At 61.5% G+C, this 15,485-nt stretch carries 12 protein-coding genes and 1 tRNA gene; 6 read left to right on the plus strand and 7 right to left on the minus strand.

Going from position 1 to position 15,485, the window contains the following annotated elements; genetic code table 11:
* Window positions 1-239 precede the first annotated feature (239 nt).
* Window positions 240-1,268, minus strand: coding sequence for a cysteine synthase A (gene cysK / locus FP2506_RS07830; protein WP_007066898.1), 1,029 nt, complete (start codon window positions 1,266-1,268; stop codon window positions 240-242).
* A gap of 293 nt (window positions 1,269-1,561) precedes the next feature.
* Here cysK and FP2506_RS07835 point away from each other — a divergent pair, with 293 nt between their 5' ends.
* On the plus strand, window positions 1,562-2,365 hold the full coding sequence (locus FP2506_RS07835; RefSeq protein ID WP_081448298.1) for a GGDEF domain-containing protein: 804 nt from the start codon (window positions 1,562-1,564) through the stop codon (window positions 2,363-2,365).
* 20 nt (window positions 2,366-2,385) lie between these two features.
* Here FP2506_RS07835 and dut read toward each other — a convergent pair whose 3' ends face one another.
* The 4 genes from dut to ubiE form a co-directional block, all read right to left on the minus strand.
* On the minus strand, window positions 2,386-2,832 hold the full coding sequence (gene dut, locus FP2506_RS07840) for a dUTP diphosphatase (RefSeq protein WP_007066900.1): 447 nt from the start codon (window positions 2,830-2,832) through the stop codon (window positions 2,386-2,388).
* A 2-nt stretch (window positions 2,833-2,834) separates the two neighbouring features.
* Entirely contained in the window at window positions 2,835-4,049 is a 1,215-nt protein-coding gene (coaBC, locus tag FP2506_RS07845; RefSeq protein WP_007066901.1) for a bifunctional phosphopantothenoylcysteine decarboxylase/phosphopantothenate--cysteine ligase CoaBC, read from the minus strand.
* Between the two features lie 183 nt (window positions 4,050-4,232).
* A complete protein-coding gene (gene ubiB / locus FP2506_RS07850; RefSeq protein WP_007066903.1) occupies window positions 4,233-5,822 on the minus strand; it encodes a 2-polyprenylphenol 6-hydroxylase in 1,590 nt (529 codons plus the stop codon).
* Window positions 5,823-5,866: 44 nt separating this feature from the next.
* Entirely contained in the window at window positions 5,867-6,646 is a 780-nt protein-coding gene (gene ubiE / locus FP2506_RS07855; RefSeq protein ID WP_007066904.1) for a bifunctional demethylmenaquinone methyltransferase/2-methoxy-6-polyprenyl-1,4-benzoquinol methylase UbiE, read from the minus strand.
* Between the two features lie 154 nt (window positions 6,647-6,800).
* Here ubiE and mutM point away from each other — a divergent pair, with 154 nt between their 5' ends.
* The 3 genes from mutM (at window position 6,801) to FP2506_RS07870 (ending at window position 8,841) form a co-directional block, all read left to right on the plus strand.
* The gene (gene mutM / locus FP2506_RS07860; protein WP_007066905.1) at window positions 6,801-7,694 is read left to right on the plus strand and encodes a bifunctional DNA-formamidopyrimidine glycosylase/DNA-(apurinic or apyrimidinic site) lyase; all 894 of its coding nucleotides are present in this window, start codon (window positions 6,801-6,803) and stop codon (window positions 7,692-7,694) included.
* Between the two features lie 130 nt (window positions 7,695-7,824).
* The gene (locus FP2506_RS07865; RefSeq protein ID WP_007066906.1) at window positions 7,825-8,598 is read left to right on the plus strand and encodes an enoyl-CoA hydratase; all 774 of its coding nucleotides are present in this window, start codon (window positions 7,825-7,827) and stop codon (window positions 8,596-8,598) included.
* 167 nt (window positions 8,599-8,765) lie between these two features.
* Window positions 8,766-8,841, plus strand: a tRNA-Ala gene (locus FP2506_RS07870).
* A 74-nt stretch (window positions 8,842-8,915) separates the two neighbouring features.
* Here FP2506_RS07870 and FP2506_RS07875 read toward each other — a convergent pair.
* Window positions 8,916-9,836 carry a mechanosensitive ion channel family protein gene (locus FP2506_RS07875; RefSeq protein ID WP_007066908.1) on the minus strand — a complete coding sequence of 307 codons (921 nt, stop codon included), beginning with the start codon at window positions 9,834-9,836 and terminating at the stop codon, window positions 8,916-8,918.
* A gap of 147 nt (window positions 9,837-9,983) precedes the next feature.
* On the minus strand, window positions 9,984-12,413 hold the full coding sequence (locus FP2506_RS07880; RefSeq protein ID WP_007066909.1) for an EAL domain-containing protein: 2,430 nt from the start codon (window positions 12,411-12,413) through the stop codon (window positions 9,984-9,986).
* Between the two features lie 338 nt (window positions 12,414-12,751).
* Here FP2506_RS07880 and FP2506_RS07885 point away from each other — a divergent pair, with 338 nt between their 5' ends.
* On the plus strand, window positions 12,752-14,587 hold the full coding sequence (locus FP2506_RS07885) for an ABC transporter ATP-binding protein (RefSeq protein ID WP_050765135.1): 1,836 nt from the start codon (window positions 12,752-12,754) through the stop codon (window positions 14,585-14,587).
* A gap of 40 nt (window positions 14,588-14,627) precedes the next feature.
* Entirely contained in the window at window positions 14,628-15,443 is an 816-nt protein-coding gene (dapB, locus tag FP2506_RS07890) for a 4-hydroxy-tetrahydrodipicolinate reductase (RefSeq protein ID WP_007066911.1), read from the plus strand.
* The last annotated feature ends 42 nt before the right edge of the window (window positions 15,444-15,485 follow it).

Below are 15,485 nucleotides of genomic sequence, written 5' to 3' on the forward strand. Positions count from 1 at the left end.
TTGAGAACCGCGAAACCAAAAGCGAATGGCGCGAGGCGATCGGCATAATCGGAACGAACGGCCATGGCGCCGCGAGAAACATGCGATCGAGAATGTCGCCGACGTTCGGACGCCCGAATTTCAATCATCTTCACAAGGCACCGTGGGCCCGGCGGCCGCCCTATACGAAGCCTCGACAGAAAAAAGCCGCCGCCAGAATGACTGGGCGACGGCCTTTGCGTTCGAATGGTCGAACGTGCTCAGATCGATGGCGCACCTCTACGCGGCTCTTTCGGTTCGTCCTCGTCCGTCAGCCCTTCGAAGAGTGGCGTCGAGAGATAGCGCTCGGCGAAGGATGGAATGATCACGACGATGTTCTTGTCGGCCATCTCCTCTCGCTGGCCGACTTTGATGGCGGCAGCGAGGGCCGATCCTGACGAAATCCCGACCGGCACGCCTTCAAGCCGAGCGACAAGGCGCGCCAACTCGAAGGACTCTTCATTCGAGACCGTCAGGACCTCGTCGTAGACACCTTGATCAAGGATCTGCGGCGCAAAGCCCGCTCCGATCCCTTGAAGTTTGTGCGGGCCCGGTTGACCGCCCGAAAGCACGGGAGAGGCTTCAGGTTCGACGGCGACGACATGAACATCGGGCTTTCGGCTCTTCAGAATCTGTCCTGCGCCGGTAATCGTACCACCGGTACCGATGCCGGCGACGAGCACATCGACATTACCGCCAGTGTCGTTCCATATCTCCTCGGCGGTCGTCACCCGGTGAATTTCCGGGTTTGCCGGATTTTCGAACTGTTGAGGAATGACTGCGTTCGGAATTTCTTCGACGAGTTCGCCAGCCCGGGCGATCGCACCCTTCATGCCCTTGGCACCTTCCGTGAGCACCAGTTGCGCGCCGAGAAGGCGCAGCATCTTGCGCCGCTCGATCGACATGGTCTCCGGCATCGTGAGGATCAGGTTGTAGCCTTTGGCGGCGGCCGCGAAAGCGAGCGCGATTCCGGTATTACCGGATGTCGGCTCGACCAGCGTCGTCTTGCCGGGCTCGATCCTCCCGTCTGCTTCCAGCTTCTCCAGCATGGCGACGCCGATGCGGTCTTTCACGCTGGCGATAGGGTTGAAGAATTCGAGCTTCGCCAAGAGATTTGCCTTCACACCTTTTTCGGCGGCGAGCTTCTTCAATCTCACAAGCGGGGTGTCGCCGATCGTATCGACGATTGAATCGTAGATTTTGCCGCGTCCGTGTGTGCGTGCGCTGCGATTCTGACTGATGTCGTCCATATCCGTTTCTCCCGTGCTTGTTTCGTGTCTTCGAACAGCAGAATGAGGACCCCGCATCGGGTCGCCCGTGCAAGCTAATCTAATCAGACATGGGAAGGGTCCCAATTCAACGTGAGGACGAACAATCCATCCTTGTCCGCTCTTTTGGAAAACTTGTCTGGCGCGGGGCGACTTATGCTCACACTTTCGTGACGCAAAAGGCGGCGATCGCTTCAATTCGACATAAGTCTTTCACCAAGACTTAGGTGCCGTGGGGGCACCTTCGAGGCATCGTCCATTACGAGGTCCGGAAGATGCCGGCTCAGTCATCAATTCTGCGATTGATTCTCTCCGAGTGCATGGTCCTCATCTGCGCGACCGCGTTCTTTTCGGGGCTCGGAGCGGCCGTTTTCTTTGCCGACTTCCCTTCGGCCGCCTTTTCGCGCGTTCTCGTCTTTGCTGTGCTTTTGTCCTTGGTCGTCGGTGCACTTCATATCGGTCATATTCTGATCAGGACGACCATTCTCGATACGCAGCGCCGCGGCTGGAAGAACCGCGCTATGCGAGACCGGCTTACAGGGCTTCTCAATCGCCAGGGTTTCAGGGACGCCTGGAACACAAAGACGATGGCGATGCGCGAGGATGGGCGCACGGGTTCCATGCTTCTCATCATCGACGCGGATCATTTTAAGCGCATAAACGACCGTTTCGGCCATCCGATCGGCGATCAGGCGTTGAAGGCGATCGCCCGGACGACCGCCGGTTCCCTGCGCGGCGACGATATCTGCGGCCGGCTCGGCGGCGAAGAATTCATCGTCGCAGTCCACGGATTGACGCAAAACCAGGGCTACGTGATAGCCGAGCGTATCAGGAGCGCCGTTTCGCGCCTCACGGTCGGCGCCAATGGGCACGAAGCGCGGCTGACGGTGAGCATCGGAGGCGCGTTCTCGGGCGGAGGCGCCGGCTTCGATGCGCTCTACAAGGCGGCGGATGAGAACTGCTATCGGTCGAAGCGCGGTGGACGGAACCGCGTAACACTTTCGCCTCTCGCTGCTATCCAGAGATCGAGATACTTGCGAGAGCCAGAAGCCGAGCCCCACCTGCCCGCGACCGTGTAGATGTACTACCGGCTTGTCGATCAGACACCGGTCGAACCGAAACCGCCTTCACCCCGCACTGTCGCTTCAAGATCCGCGACCTCGACATAACTCGCTCGGGTAACCGGCGCGACGACGGCCTGTGCGATCCGGTCTCCGCGCTGAAGCCGAAAAGCTTCTGCGCCGAGATTAATCAAGATGATTTTCACCTCGCCGCGGTAATCGCTGTCGACCGTGCCCGGCGTGTTGAGGACCGTCACTCCATGGAGCGCTGCGAGGCCTGAGCGGGGGCGGATCTGCATTTCGTAATCCTGCGGCACGGCGAACGAAAAGCCGCTGGGCACCAGCGCGCGTTCGCCAGGCTGAAGCACGAGTTCCTCGTCAATTGCAGCGCGAATGTCTGCTCCGGCGGCCCCTTTGCTCTCATAGCGCGGCGGTTCGATGCCAGTTCCATGCGGCAGGCGTTTGAACGCGAGTTCGATCATCATAATCAGCCGCCGTCGCCGAGCTTCACTGCGATCCAATCCGCGAGGCGTTCGGCAACCTCGTCCTTTGTCATCCTAGGCCAATCTTCCACCCCGGCCTTTGTGATCAGGTGGACTGTATTGTCGAGACCGCCCATGACGCCGCCGACCGCCGAAACGTCGTTGGCGACGATGGCGTCCGCCCGCTTCCTCTCCAGCTTCGCCTGGGCGTTCCGCAGGAGGTTGTCGGTTTCAGCGGCAAAACCGACGACGAGCCTCGGTCGACGGTCCGAATGTCCGATCGTCGCAAGGATATCCGGGTTTTCCTCGAAGGTGATTGTAGGCGCTCCGCTTCCCTCCTTCTTAATCTTCGAAGCATAGGGCGAGGCCGCGCGCCAATCCGCCACGGCCGCAACGAAGATCGCCGCGTCGCAGGGTAATCCGGCTTCGACCGCCTGAAGCATCTCGCGCGCGGTCTCGACCCTGACGACGTTCACGCGCGCCGGATCGGGCAGGTTCACCGGGCCCGACACCAGCGTTACCTCCGCCCCAAGCTGTGCAAGCGCGCCTGCGATGGCGTGGCCCTGCCGCCCCGAAGAGCGGTTCGCAATGTACCGGACCGGATCGATCGGCTCGTAGGTAGGACCGGACGTGACAAGCACGCGTCTCCCTCGAAGCGGCTGCGGCGCTTGTGAGAAAGCATTCTCGACCGCAGCGACGATCTCCAGCGGCTCGGCCATGCGTCCAAGGCCGGCCTCTCCGGTCTCGGCCATCTCACCGGAATTCGGGCCGACGAATCGGACGCCGTCGCCGCGCAAAGTCTCATAATTTCGGCGCGTCGCGGCGTTCTCCCACATCGCGGGGTTCATGGCCGGCGCCATCAGGATCGGCGCGCGCGCTGCAAGAAGGACCGCCGTCGCCAGATCGTCGGCATGGCCGTTGGCGCATTTCGCTAAGATGTTCGCGGTGGCCGGCGCGACGAGGATCAGATCGTGATCGCGCGCCAGTCGGATATGGCCGACATCGTGCTCGTCGTCGCGGTCGAAGAGATCCCCATAGACTTTGGACGCCGACAGAGCGCCGACCGAAAGCGGTGTCACGAACTCGCCGGCTGCCTCGGTCATGACCGGCGTCACATCTGCACCGCGTTCGCGCAGGCGGCGGATGAGGTCGAGCGCTTTATAGGCGGCGATGCCACCACCGAGAATGAGAAGGATACGTTTGGCTTCGAGGCTTTTCATCACTTGACCGGATCGACATTCACGCTGGCCGCAACCAGAAAATTCTCCTTCGCAATATCAGAAATATGCATGCACGGGGCCCGGATCGTCCGAAAGACGATGATTGATCGATCTTTTGGTTCAGGGAATGCACTGAACGCTGGCTTGCAGGAGACACTGAACCGAGTGATCCAGCGTATCGCGTCACCCACCGAACACGAACGACAGCGCGATTGTCGCCAGCGAAATCGCGATGATCCATTGGGCGAGGCGGCCGGAGAGGATGGAGGCGCGTTTTTCGGTCGCGAGATCCTTCAAGGTGTCGTCGTTCAGGCGGATCCCGTTCTCGATGAGGTCCGGCAATTCTTTCGAGAGCACCGTGAGGCCTCCGGCGAGATCGGGCGCCCTGCGCAGGATCTGTAGGATCGCCTCAACACCATCCCGCGCTTCCCGCAGCTTCGCGGCGGGCCCGAGTTCGTGAAGAATGTAGTCCGAAACCACCGGCTCTGCTGCAACCCACATGTTGAACTTGGGGTCGAACGTCCGTGCTACGCCCTCGACCACGACCATCGTTTTCTGGAGGAGGACGAGTTCCGGCCGCGTCTTCATCTCGAAGAGCTCGGTCACCTCGAAGAGCAGCGACAGAAGATGGCCCATGGAGATCGTCTCGGCCGGCTGGCCATAGATCGGCTCGCCGATCGCCCGCAGCGCCTGGGCGAAGCTCGCGACGTCCTGGGTGCGCGGAACGTAACCCGCCTCAAAGTGCAGTTCAGCGACACGCCGATAGTCGCGCTTGATGAAGCCATAGAGGATCTCGGCGAGGAAGCGCTTCGATTCGTCAGACAATCGACCGACGATACCGAGGTCGACAGCGACGATGCCCCCATCCGGCGCGACGAACAGGTTGCCCTGATGCATGTCGGCATGGAAGAAGCCGTCGCGCATGGCATGGCGCAGGAAGGACTGGACGACGTTGACGGCAAGCCGTTGAGCATCGTGCCCGGCCGCGATGATCGCCGACACGTTGCTCATCTTGATGCCGTCGATCCATTCCATCGTGACGACGTCGCGGCCCGTGCGCTCCCAGTCGATGGACGGAACACGAAATCCGGGATCGCCCGCCGTGTTTTCCGCCATCTCGGACGCCGCGGCGGCTTCCAGACGCAGGTCCATCTCGATCCGTGTCGTCTGGGTCAACGTCTCGACGACGGCCACCGGTCGCAACCGACGGGCCGCCGGGAAAAACCGCTCCAGGAACCGCGCGATGAAGGCGAAGGCATCGAGTTCTCGCCGAAACTGGGCGCGCACATGCGGGCGGATCACTTTCACTGCTGCGAAGCGCTCGATCCCGTCGTTTCCGATAATTCGTGCCTTATAGACTTGCGCGATCGATGCAGCACCGACGACGTCTCCAAGATCGACAAAAAGCTCATCGACAGGCCGGCCGAGCGTGACCTCGATTTCCTGTCTTGCTTCTTCAGTCGGAAACGGCGGGACCTTGTCCTGCAGTTCACCGAGTTCGCCAGCAATGTCGGCGCCGACGATGTCCGGCCGCGTCGCCAGAAACTGCCCGAGCTTCACATAGGATGGCCCTAGACGGTTGAGTGCTCGCGAAAGCCGGTCTGAGCGCTCGCGGCCCGCCGCGCTGCGGCGCTCGAACAGGCGCGCGACCTTATAGCCGAACAGCGCCGCCGGCGGCATGCCCTCGGCCGGGAAAGTGCCGATGACCCCCTCTCGGGCCATCACGAAGGCGGCGCGGGCGAGTGCGAACGTGCCTCGAATGGGATTGGCCACGGATGCTTAGCCTTGCTTCGCGATTCGGTCGGGCGTTGAGCGTCTCAAATCTTCCAGCCCGAATGGAGCGCGGCGATCCCGCCCGTGAGATTGCGATAGGTCACGCGCTCGAAGCCGGCCTTGCGGATCAACCCGGCGAAGTTCTCCTGATTGGGGAAGCGGCGGATCGATTCGACAAGATACTCGTAGGACTCGCGATCGTTCGCCACCCGCTGGCCAATCGCCGGGATCCCCTTGAACGACCAGGTCTCGTAGAGCGCATCGAGGCCCGGCACGTCGACTTCGGAAAATTCGAGACAAAGAAACCGGCCGCCCGGCTTCAGCACGCGGTAAGCCTCGGCAAGCGCCCTGTCGATACGGGGCACGTTCCGGATGCCGAAGGCGATCGTATAGGCGTCGAACTGGCTATCCGGCAGACCAAGATCTTCCGCATTCGCCTCGACGAAACGCAGGTTGTCGGAAATTCCTTTCCGCGCAGCCCTTTCGGCGCCGACACCCAGCATCGAGGCGTTAATGTCGAGCACGGTGCCTTCGACGCGCCGTCCGGTCCGCTCAACGATCCGGAACGCAACATCGCCCGTACCACCTGCAACATCGAGGAAGCGCCAGCCCTTCCGATGCGGCGGCGCGAGCCAGGACACCATCGTATCCTTCCAGGCACGATGAAGGCCACCCGACATCAGATCGTTCATCAGGTCATAACGCTTGGCGACCCGGTGGAAGACATCGTTGACGCGCGACTGCTTCTCCTCGCGGCCCGAAACGGTGGAGTAGCCGTAGCTCGTCTCCATCCCGTCGGCATCTGTCGCTCGGCTGTTGGACATTGCATCAACCCTGAACATTTGATCGCATCGCCCCGAATGGCGATATCCGCAAGACAAGTCAAAGAGGGCCGATCGCCGCAACGCGGCCTTCCCCCATCCTGAATTTCAACAGCGCGGTTCGAACCGCGCTTCACTTTGTGGGACTTATACGTCGATGCCCGAATTGCCAGAGGTGGAGACTGTCCGCCGTGGCCTGCAACCGGTCATGGAGGGCGCTACCGTGACCAAACTCCATCTCGCGAGGCCAGACCTCCGCTTTCCCCTGCCCTACCGGTTCGCTGAGCGGATCGAAGGCGCCGTGATCGCCAGCCTATCGCGGCGAGCGAAATATCTCATCGCCGAAACGACGGAGGGCCTGACCCTCGCCATGCATCTCGGCATGTCGGGCTCGTTTCGCATCGAGACGAAGGGCGAGGCAATTGTCCCCGGCACGTTCGTCCATCCGCGCTCGGAAGACCGGCTGCACGACCATGTTCGCTTCGATCTGAAGCGAGACGACGGCTCAACGCCTTCCGTCGTCTTCAACGATCCGCGCCGCTTCGGCTACATGACCCTGATCGAACCGGGCCAGATGCATGCCCATCCGCATTTACGGAGTCTCGGTCTCGAACCGACCGGCAACGGCCTCACTGGCGAAGCGCTCGCGCCCCTCTTCGCGGACCGGTCGACACCGCTCAAAGCCGCCCTCCTCGACCAGAAGGCAATTGCCGGCCTTGGCAATATCTATGTCTGCGAAGCGCTTTGGCGCGCACGCCTCAGTCCGCGGCGCCTCGCCGGATCCATCGTCCGCAAGGATGGGCGCCCGACCGCTCGCCTCGACGACCTCGCCGACCGCATCCGCGACACCATAGCCGACGCCATCGAGGCCGGCGGTTCGACGCTTCGCGACTATCGCAAGGCGGACGGGGAGCTCGGCTATTTTCAGCATTCGTTCCGGGTTTATGGGCGCGAGCACGAGCCCTGTCTGCGCGAGGCCTGCCGAGGCACGATCAAGCGGATCGTTCAATCGGGCCGGTCTACCTTCTTCTGCCCAGAGTGCCAGCGATAACAGGGATGGACAGCGTAACGCAGGTCTGTCCCCAGCATTCGGCGTCGCGGCCTGTTGCATCGTAAGCGGCTTGCTCTCTTAATGCGGCCCGGACCGGAGCGACGTGCTTCGAGGAGGGGCAATCATTCGAATGGCTTATGAAACCATCAAATCCGAAACCCGCGGCCGTGTGGGGTTGATCACGCTCAATCGGCCGAAGGCGATGAATGCGCTTAGCCAGCAGATGATGCGCGAGATCTGCCAGTCGGCCGAGGAGTTCGACGTAGACGGCAAGATCGGCGCAATCGTGCTGACCGGCACGGAGAAGGCGTTCGCGGCAGGTGCCGACGTGAAGGAGATGGAGACCTACGAATATTCCGAGGCCTACATTCATGACCTTTGGTCCGGCTGGGACCGGATGGGCCGTATCCGCAAGCCTCTTATCGCGGCTGTCGGCGGTTACGCCCTCGGCGGCGGCTGCGAAGTCGTCGCGATGTGCGATATCGTGGTCGCGGCGGAGAACGCAAAATTTGGCCAACCCGAAATCACTCTGGGCATCCTGCCTGGCATGGGCGGCACCCAGCGCCTTGCCCGCTCGATCGGCAAGGCGAAGACAATGGATCTCGTTCTCACCGGCCGAATGATGGACGCGAAGGAGGCCGAAGCCTGTGGCCTCGTCTCGCGCATCGTCCAGACGACGAACCTTTTGGAAGACGCCCTGAAGATCGCGGAAAAGATTGCTGACTATTCCCTCCCGGCGGTCCTCGCCGCCAAGGAAGCCGTGGTCGAAGCCTTCGAGACACCGCTGCAGTCTGGCCTCAAACACGAGCGACGGCTCTTCCACGCTTCCTTCGCGACCGAAGATCAGAAGGAAGGCATGTCGGCGTTCGTTCAGAAGCGAAGCGCGCAGTTCAAGAACCGGTAATCGCGTCCTGTGGGCCGTTCATGCCGGCGCTTCGGACGGCCCACTTGCGCCTCAGAACTGTCGGCCGGCTTCTGCGCGGAGCATACTGAAGTGCACCCCGCGGCGTCCGTGAACAAAACGTTGACAGATCGGCCTTTCAGGACGTAAATCGCGCTCGCAAAGTGGATGGGGCTGTAGCTCAGTTGGGAGAGCGCGTCGTTCGCAATGACGAGGTCAGCGGTTCGATCCCGCTCAGCTCCACCAGTTTTTCCGTGCCCTCAAATATCAAGCGCTCGCCGCTGACACTGTATCCCGTGGAGATGATCCATGGTCGCTGATCAGGCTGCTTCGCGCCGCTTGCCGACCGCAGCCTGCTTGAGACGCCCCGTGATGTCCGCCCAGGCTCGATCGTCGGCCTCCCCGTTTGCCTGCGACCCTGACAACGAAGCAGTCCGCAATGCGTCCATCACCTCTACGGTGATCTCATTCTGAATTTGCGCCGCATCCCTGACGAGGCAGTAGAGCGTTATCTGGAACTGCATCTTGCCGATTTCGCTCGTCCCGACGGAGACTGTGGTCTCCGGTCCTGAGATCTCGGCCCCCGCCTTGCGCGCAGCGAACTGATGGAACCGTGCGGCGAGTTCGCGGTCCGCCTCCAGTACCCGCCGCGCTATTTCGGAGACGAGTCGCGCCGTCTCAGCCGCGGGAACTGGTTTTTCCATCGTCAGGAGAAAGCGATGGGGTGCATAATGCCGTGGCTGAGCCTCAACTTTGACCGGACCGGAGAGAAGCACGGAATTGGGCAGCATGACAGTACGACCTGTTCCGGAAAAGCCATGCTGCTGTGGCGGAAGCTCCATGATTGTCGTCGAGAAGAGACCGTGATCGACCACCTCTCCGTGTATGCCGTTGATCTCGATGCGGTCGCCGACTTTGAAGAGATGGCCGCCGAAGCGCAGCACCGAGCCCGCGACGCACATGATGAGCTCCTTGGTCGCCACGACCAACGCGACGAGGACGGCCGTCAGCGACAGGAGCGCATTCTGGATCTCCGCGAGCCAGATACCAAGCAGCGCAAATGCGATTATCGCGTTCGTCAGCGCGCGGACCGTGAAACGCCGCCGGCGCGCGACGAACGGATCGTCGCTAGCAGCTGCCAGCCGCTCGATCAGGAAGCGTACCGCCATGCATGCGCCGAGAACGCAAATGCTCCAAGCGATATTGTCCGCCACGCTGGACGGAATGAAAAGACCGGTCATGACGGTCAGTTGTCCCCTCTAGAAGGCGCGTTTTCCCGATTGGACGCGAGGCGCTATGCCTACGGAACCGCACGGTGAATATCGAGTAAGAGATTAGGCTTTGCGGATCGTTAATGCGGGTACGAAATCGCGAAACCGTGACCGAGATCAGGCGGCGACCTTTGCCCCCGTGGCTGCTGCGAGGTCCGTGTTCCAGCGCTGCGTGATCTCAGTGATTACCAGCGGCATCTCACTTGCCGGAACCGGACGCGAGAAGAAGAAGCCCTGCATCTCGCGACATCCCTCCGCATAGAGGATTTCCATCTGCTCGCGTGACTCGATGCCCTCCGCTAGCACCTTCATGTCGAGCGCGCGCGAAAGCCCGATCACCGACCGGACTATGGCGATGTTTTCAGGTCGAGAGAGGTCGCGAACGAAGGACTGATCGATCTTTATCTTGTCGAACGGGAAGCGTGATAGATAACCGAGCGAAGAATAGCCTGTACCGAAATCGTCCATCGAGATCGTTAAACCGCGATCGCGGAACGTCTTGAGGGTGGAAAGAATGTTCTCACTCTCGTCGATGAACAGAGACTCTGTCACTTCAATCTGTACGCGACGTGGGTCGAGCCCGCTCGCTCTAAGCGCAGCGTCGACGTCCTCGACCAGCTTCGCGCTCTTGAATTGAACTGGCGAGAAGTTGACGGAAATGGTCATGTCGGTATTCCAGCTCGCAGCTTCGCGGAACGCCGTTTGCATGCACCATACGCCGATTTCCTCGATCAGTCCGGTCTCTTCGGCGAGGGGGATGAAGACTCCCGGTGAGATCAGCCCTTTTTCCGGATGGCGCCATCTGAGCAGAGCCTCGAACCCGCTGACGGCTTTTCGTCCGCTGTCGACGAAAGGCTGGTAGAAGACTTCGAACTCCTCATTTCGGAGGGCCATTCGGAGGTCGTCTTCCATCTCCCGCCTGTCATGTTGACGGTCGCGCATCTCCTGATCGAAGACCCGGTAGCCGGGTCGGCCGGCTGATTTCGCTGCGTTAAGAGCGAGATCGCAGTTTTGGAGTAGGAGATCGGCGCTGGCGCCGGCTTCACGCTCCGTCTTTGTGATAGCAGCGCAGCCGATGCTCAACCCCGTGGGGATCCGGCGACCCTCCACTTCAAAGGGTTCATCGAAGGCTGAAACGATGCTTTCGGCGAAGGTCTCGAGCCATTCGGCGTCCTTCGTCGCGGTTACGAGTATGCCGAACTCGTCGCCGCCAAGACGGGCAACGATCGCGCGCGGACCGCAGGCGGCGACAAGCCGGTCTCCGACCAGCGACAGGACTGCGTCGCCGATCGGATGACCATAGGTGTCGTTGATCGCTTTGAAATTCCGTAAATCCAGGACGAGCAGTGCGCAATTCTCGCGCCGTTTGCCAAGCACGGCTTCGATCTCCTCACCGAAGCGGCGGCGGTTCGGCAAATCGGTCAGAGCGTCGTGAGCTGCCAGATGCTCCAGCTGCTCGGCGATGCGCTGGCGGTCAGTGACGTCCTCAAAGGTGATGAGAAGGCCGCGACCTGCTAGTCCGCGGCGCTTCACTTCCATGATTTCGCCCCGCTCCGTTTCCGTCATCAACACGGAGGTCTCGTTGCGCGGAAGCGGCTGCGACAGGCGCGGATCCTTCAGAAATCGATGCGAAGGCGTTCCGACCGTATGTTCGCCGAAATAGTAGGTGAAGACCTCATTCCAAACGAGAAGCTTCTTCTTGCCGTCCAGCATGCAGAGCGCCTGCGTCATGTTGTTGAGCGCAGCGGCCATCTGGTCCTGTTTGGCCTCGAGCTCGCTGGCGAGATTGTCGGTCTTGCTCGACATTGCCTCCGTCATCGACTCGCAGCGATACTGAATGTCCGAAAGTCCGCGAAGCACATCCTTCACTTCGCTCGGACCGTTGAGGCTGACGGGCTCGCTCCACGAACCGGTCGCGATCCGCGTGGCAACGTTCGACGCACGTCTGATGGCCGTGCCGATCGAACGTGAGGTGAAGACGACATAGCCGACGAGCGCCAGGAGGATCGTCAGGAGCGCGATCAGGGTAAGCCAGAAACCGGTTTCCACTTTGCGGTCGGCCTGGTTGCGATACGCCGCGAGGTCACTGCGCTCGCTCTGAAGCGCCGTGCCGATGGCGTGGGAGATGTTTCCAAGTTCCGAGCGAGCCGCCCGCTGCGATATTTCGCCCCCGCTGGCCGACAGAACGCTGAGTGGGTAGCGTATCTCAGTAATCGCCCGGATAGTCTCCTTGGAGAGCGGCGCTGCAAGCGCGGCGCTCAGTTCAGTCTTGATCCTTTCGATCGCATTGCGGAATTCGAGCTTCTCGACCTCCGTCATGGCCGGATCCTTGCTCCGCGAATCGAAGAGGCCGCTCAGCCGCGCATTGAGCGCCTCAACTCTGCTCTGCGCCCTGTGGAGACGGTCCAGCGAAACGACGGCGTTGTCGTGCAACTTGACTGCAATTCCCAGCGCCGAGGACTGCGTGTGAAGGGAAAAGAGTGCGAAGGCACAGATCAGGATCGCGAATGTCAGGCCACCCAGAAGGAGCCGCACCGCTATCGACATTGCCCCTCCTTCACGCGCACGCTTGCCTGTTCGTCGTCACCTCGCCAGTCGCGCGGCCGTGTCCGAAAGCTTTAAAGAAGTGGGGTTACCGATCCGTTAGACCGGCCAATCGACGCAATGAATGGCCGCTCAAAACCGGCGATCAAAGCACTGTCGATGCCCATCAGCCGGCTCCGATTCGAATGTCGGCGTTTTGCGCTGCGTGAGTCCGAATGGCACTGTGACGCGATGCAGGAATATTGCGGTGAGGACGAGAAGCGACACCGGTGCACATTCGCCGGTCGACAGCTGGTTTTGCCATGGGCACGAAGCGGATCGACCGCTATAGCTGCCCCGACATGACCGATACCAAAACGCAAAATCTGCGCCTCAGGCGGCCCAAGCTCCGCCTGAAGGAGGCCGAGGATCGTGGCGTGATGCTGCGACTGCTCAAGCGCATGTTCGCTGAGAACGGCCATCTCTTCGTGCGGCAGTATTCGATCGCCATCGCCTGTCTCGTGTTGGTCGCGGCGACGACCGCCTTTCTGGCCTGGGTGATGCGCGATGTGATCGACCAGATCTTCGTCCTCGGAAACCGGGCGGCGATCGTGACATTGCCGATCGTCGTTTTCCTGACGTTCGTTGTGCGCGGTCTTGCGACCTATGGACAAGGAGTGATCCTCGCCCGGATCGGCAACAACATCGTCGCACGATACCAGCGACGGCTGTTCGAAAAGTTGACGGAACTGTCGGTCGACTTCTTTACCGACAACCGGTCCGCGCAGCTTGCCGCTCGGATCAACCAGAACGTCTCCGGCATCCGCGAGACCTTGAACCTCACCATAACCTCGCTTGCGCGCGACCTGCTGAGCCTGATCTTCCTCGTTGGCGTTATGCTCTATCAGGACCCGCTTCTCTCAGGTATCGCCCTGCTCGCGGCGCCGCCGATCGCCTTCATGATCGCAAGCCTTGCCCGCAAGTTGCGCGTGGCAACCCGCGAGGTGATCGAGGTCAATTCCCGCGTTCTCGGCTCCATGCAAGAGGCCGCACAGGGCATCACAGTGCTCAAGGCGTTCACCATGGAAGAGCCGCTCAAGCAGCGGCTTGAAACCTTGGTGACGACAGCCGAGCAGCGCTCCAATCGCATCGCTTCGATCACGGAGCGCACGACCCCGGTCACAGAGATCGTCGCAGGTCTCGCGATCGCCGGCGTGATCGCCTATTCTGGCTATCGCGCCATTGTCTACGGTTATTCGCCGGGTGCGATGTTCGCCTTCATCACCGCGCTCCTCCTCGCCTACGATCCGGCCCGGCGCCTCGCCCGGCTGCAAGTCCAACTCGAACGGGCGATGGTGAATGCCTCGATGATCTACGAGATCCTCGATATCGAGCCGCGGCAGGCCGACGCCCCCCATGCGCGCCCGCTCAAGATCGAGGCCGGCGAGATCGCGTTCAGGAATGTCACCTTCGGTTATCACACCGGGGAGCCTGTGCTGAAGGACATCAGCTTCGTCGCCCCGGCGGCTCGCACCACCGCGCTCATCGGGGCTTCAGGCGGGGGCAAATCGACGATCATCAGCCTGATCCAGCGGTTCTATGACGTCGGATCGGGCGAGATCACCGTGGACGGAACCGATATTCGAATGGTCACGAAGAAGTCGCTGCGTGGGCAGATCGCCTATGTCCCGCAGGCGCCGTATCTGTTCGACGGCACGATCCGCGACAATATCCGCCTTGGTCGACCGGATGCGAGCGATGCAGATATCGAGAGCGCCGCGCGCGAGGCCCAGGCCGAGGAATTCATCCTGCGCCAGCCGCTGGGTTACGACACGCCGCTCGGCGAGAACGGCGTGACCCTTTCCGGCGGCCAGCGCCAGCGCCTTTCGATCGCGCGAGCACTGGTGCGCAACGCGCCAATCCTGCTCCTCGATGAAGCGACAAGTGCGCTCGACACGCGCTCGGAAACACTCGTACAGGAGGCGCTGGAAAACGCCATGAAGAACCGAACAACGATTGTCGTCGCACACCGGCTCTCCACCATCGTCAATGCCGATCAGATCCTCGTCGTCGACGGCGGCGAGATCGTCGAAGGCGGCACCCATGACGAACTTGTCGACAAGCCGAAAGGCCTCTATGCCAGATTCTACGCGCTCCAGACGCGGCGGCACGGCGACGAGGTGCTTTCCCTCGCCTGACGCATGGGGTTTGACGAGGAAACGGCCTGGAGATTGAGGCATGGACGAGACGCGCATCGCGGTCTTCGGAGCGGCCGGACGGATGGGCCGCACCATCATCAGGATCGTATCCGAAGCGGACGGTGCCGTCCTTGTTTCAGCGCTGGAATCGGCGAGTTCGCTCTCGCTCGGCGAGGATGCGGGAAGCCACGCCGGCCTCAAGCGAGCGGGTGTCACGATCGGCTCGGATATAGCGAGTGCTCTCTCTCGCGCCGATGCGGTAATCGACTTCTCCGCACCGACGGCATCCGCCATGCTTTCGGAAGCGGCCGCGAAGGCGGGCTGTGCTCATGTGATCGGCACCACCGGCTTTACGGCGGATCATGAGGACCGGATCGCAAAATCCGCTACTGAAACGGCGATCGTGAAGTCCGGCAATATGAGCCTCGGTGTGAATCTTCTCGCCGGTCTCGTCGAGCAGGCGGCACGCGCGCTCCCCGCAAACCTCTTCGACATCGAAGTGCTCGAAATGCACCATAAGCACAAAGTCGACGCGCCTTCCGGCACTGCCCTTCTCCTCGGTGAGGCTGCCGCCAAAGGCCGCGAGATCGAACTTGCGGGCAACAGCGTCCGCGTTCGCGACGGTCAGACCGGGCCTCGTGAGACGGGCACGATCGGCTTCGCTACCCTGCGCGGCGGATCGGTGGTCGGCGAGCATTCAGTCATCTTCGCCGGCGAGGGCGAGCGCATCGAGCTCTCGCATCAGGCTGGAGACCGCGAGATCTTCGCACGTGGCGCAGTCGCAGCCGCCATCTGGACGAAGGGCCGCGCGCCGGGTCTTTATTCCATGCGCGACGTTCTCGGGCTCGCCAGCTGACCTCCTGAAACGCATCGATCTTCGAAGAAGGATATTTCAGAC

It is taken from the genome of Fulvimarina pelagi HTCC2506, assembly GCF_000153705.1.
Taxonomy (GTDB): domain Bacteria; phylum Pseudomonadota; class Alphaproteobacteria; order Rhizobiales; family Rhizobiaceae; genus Fulvimarina; species Fulvimarina pelagi.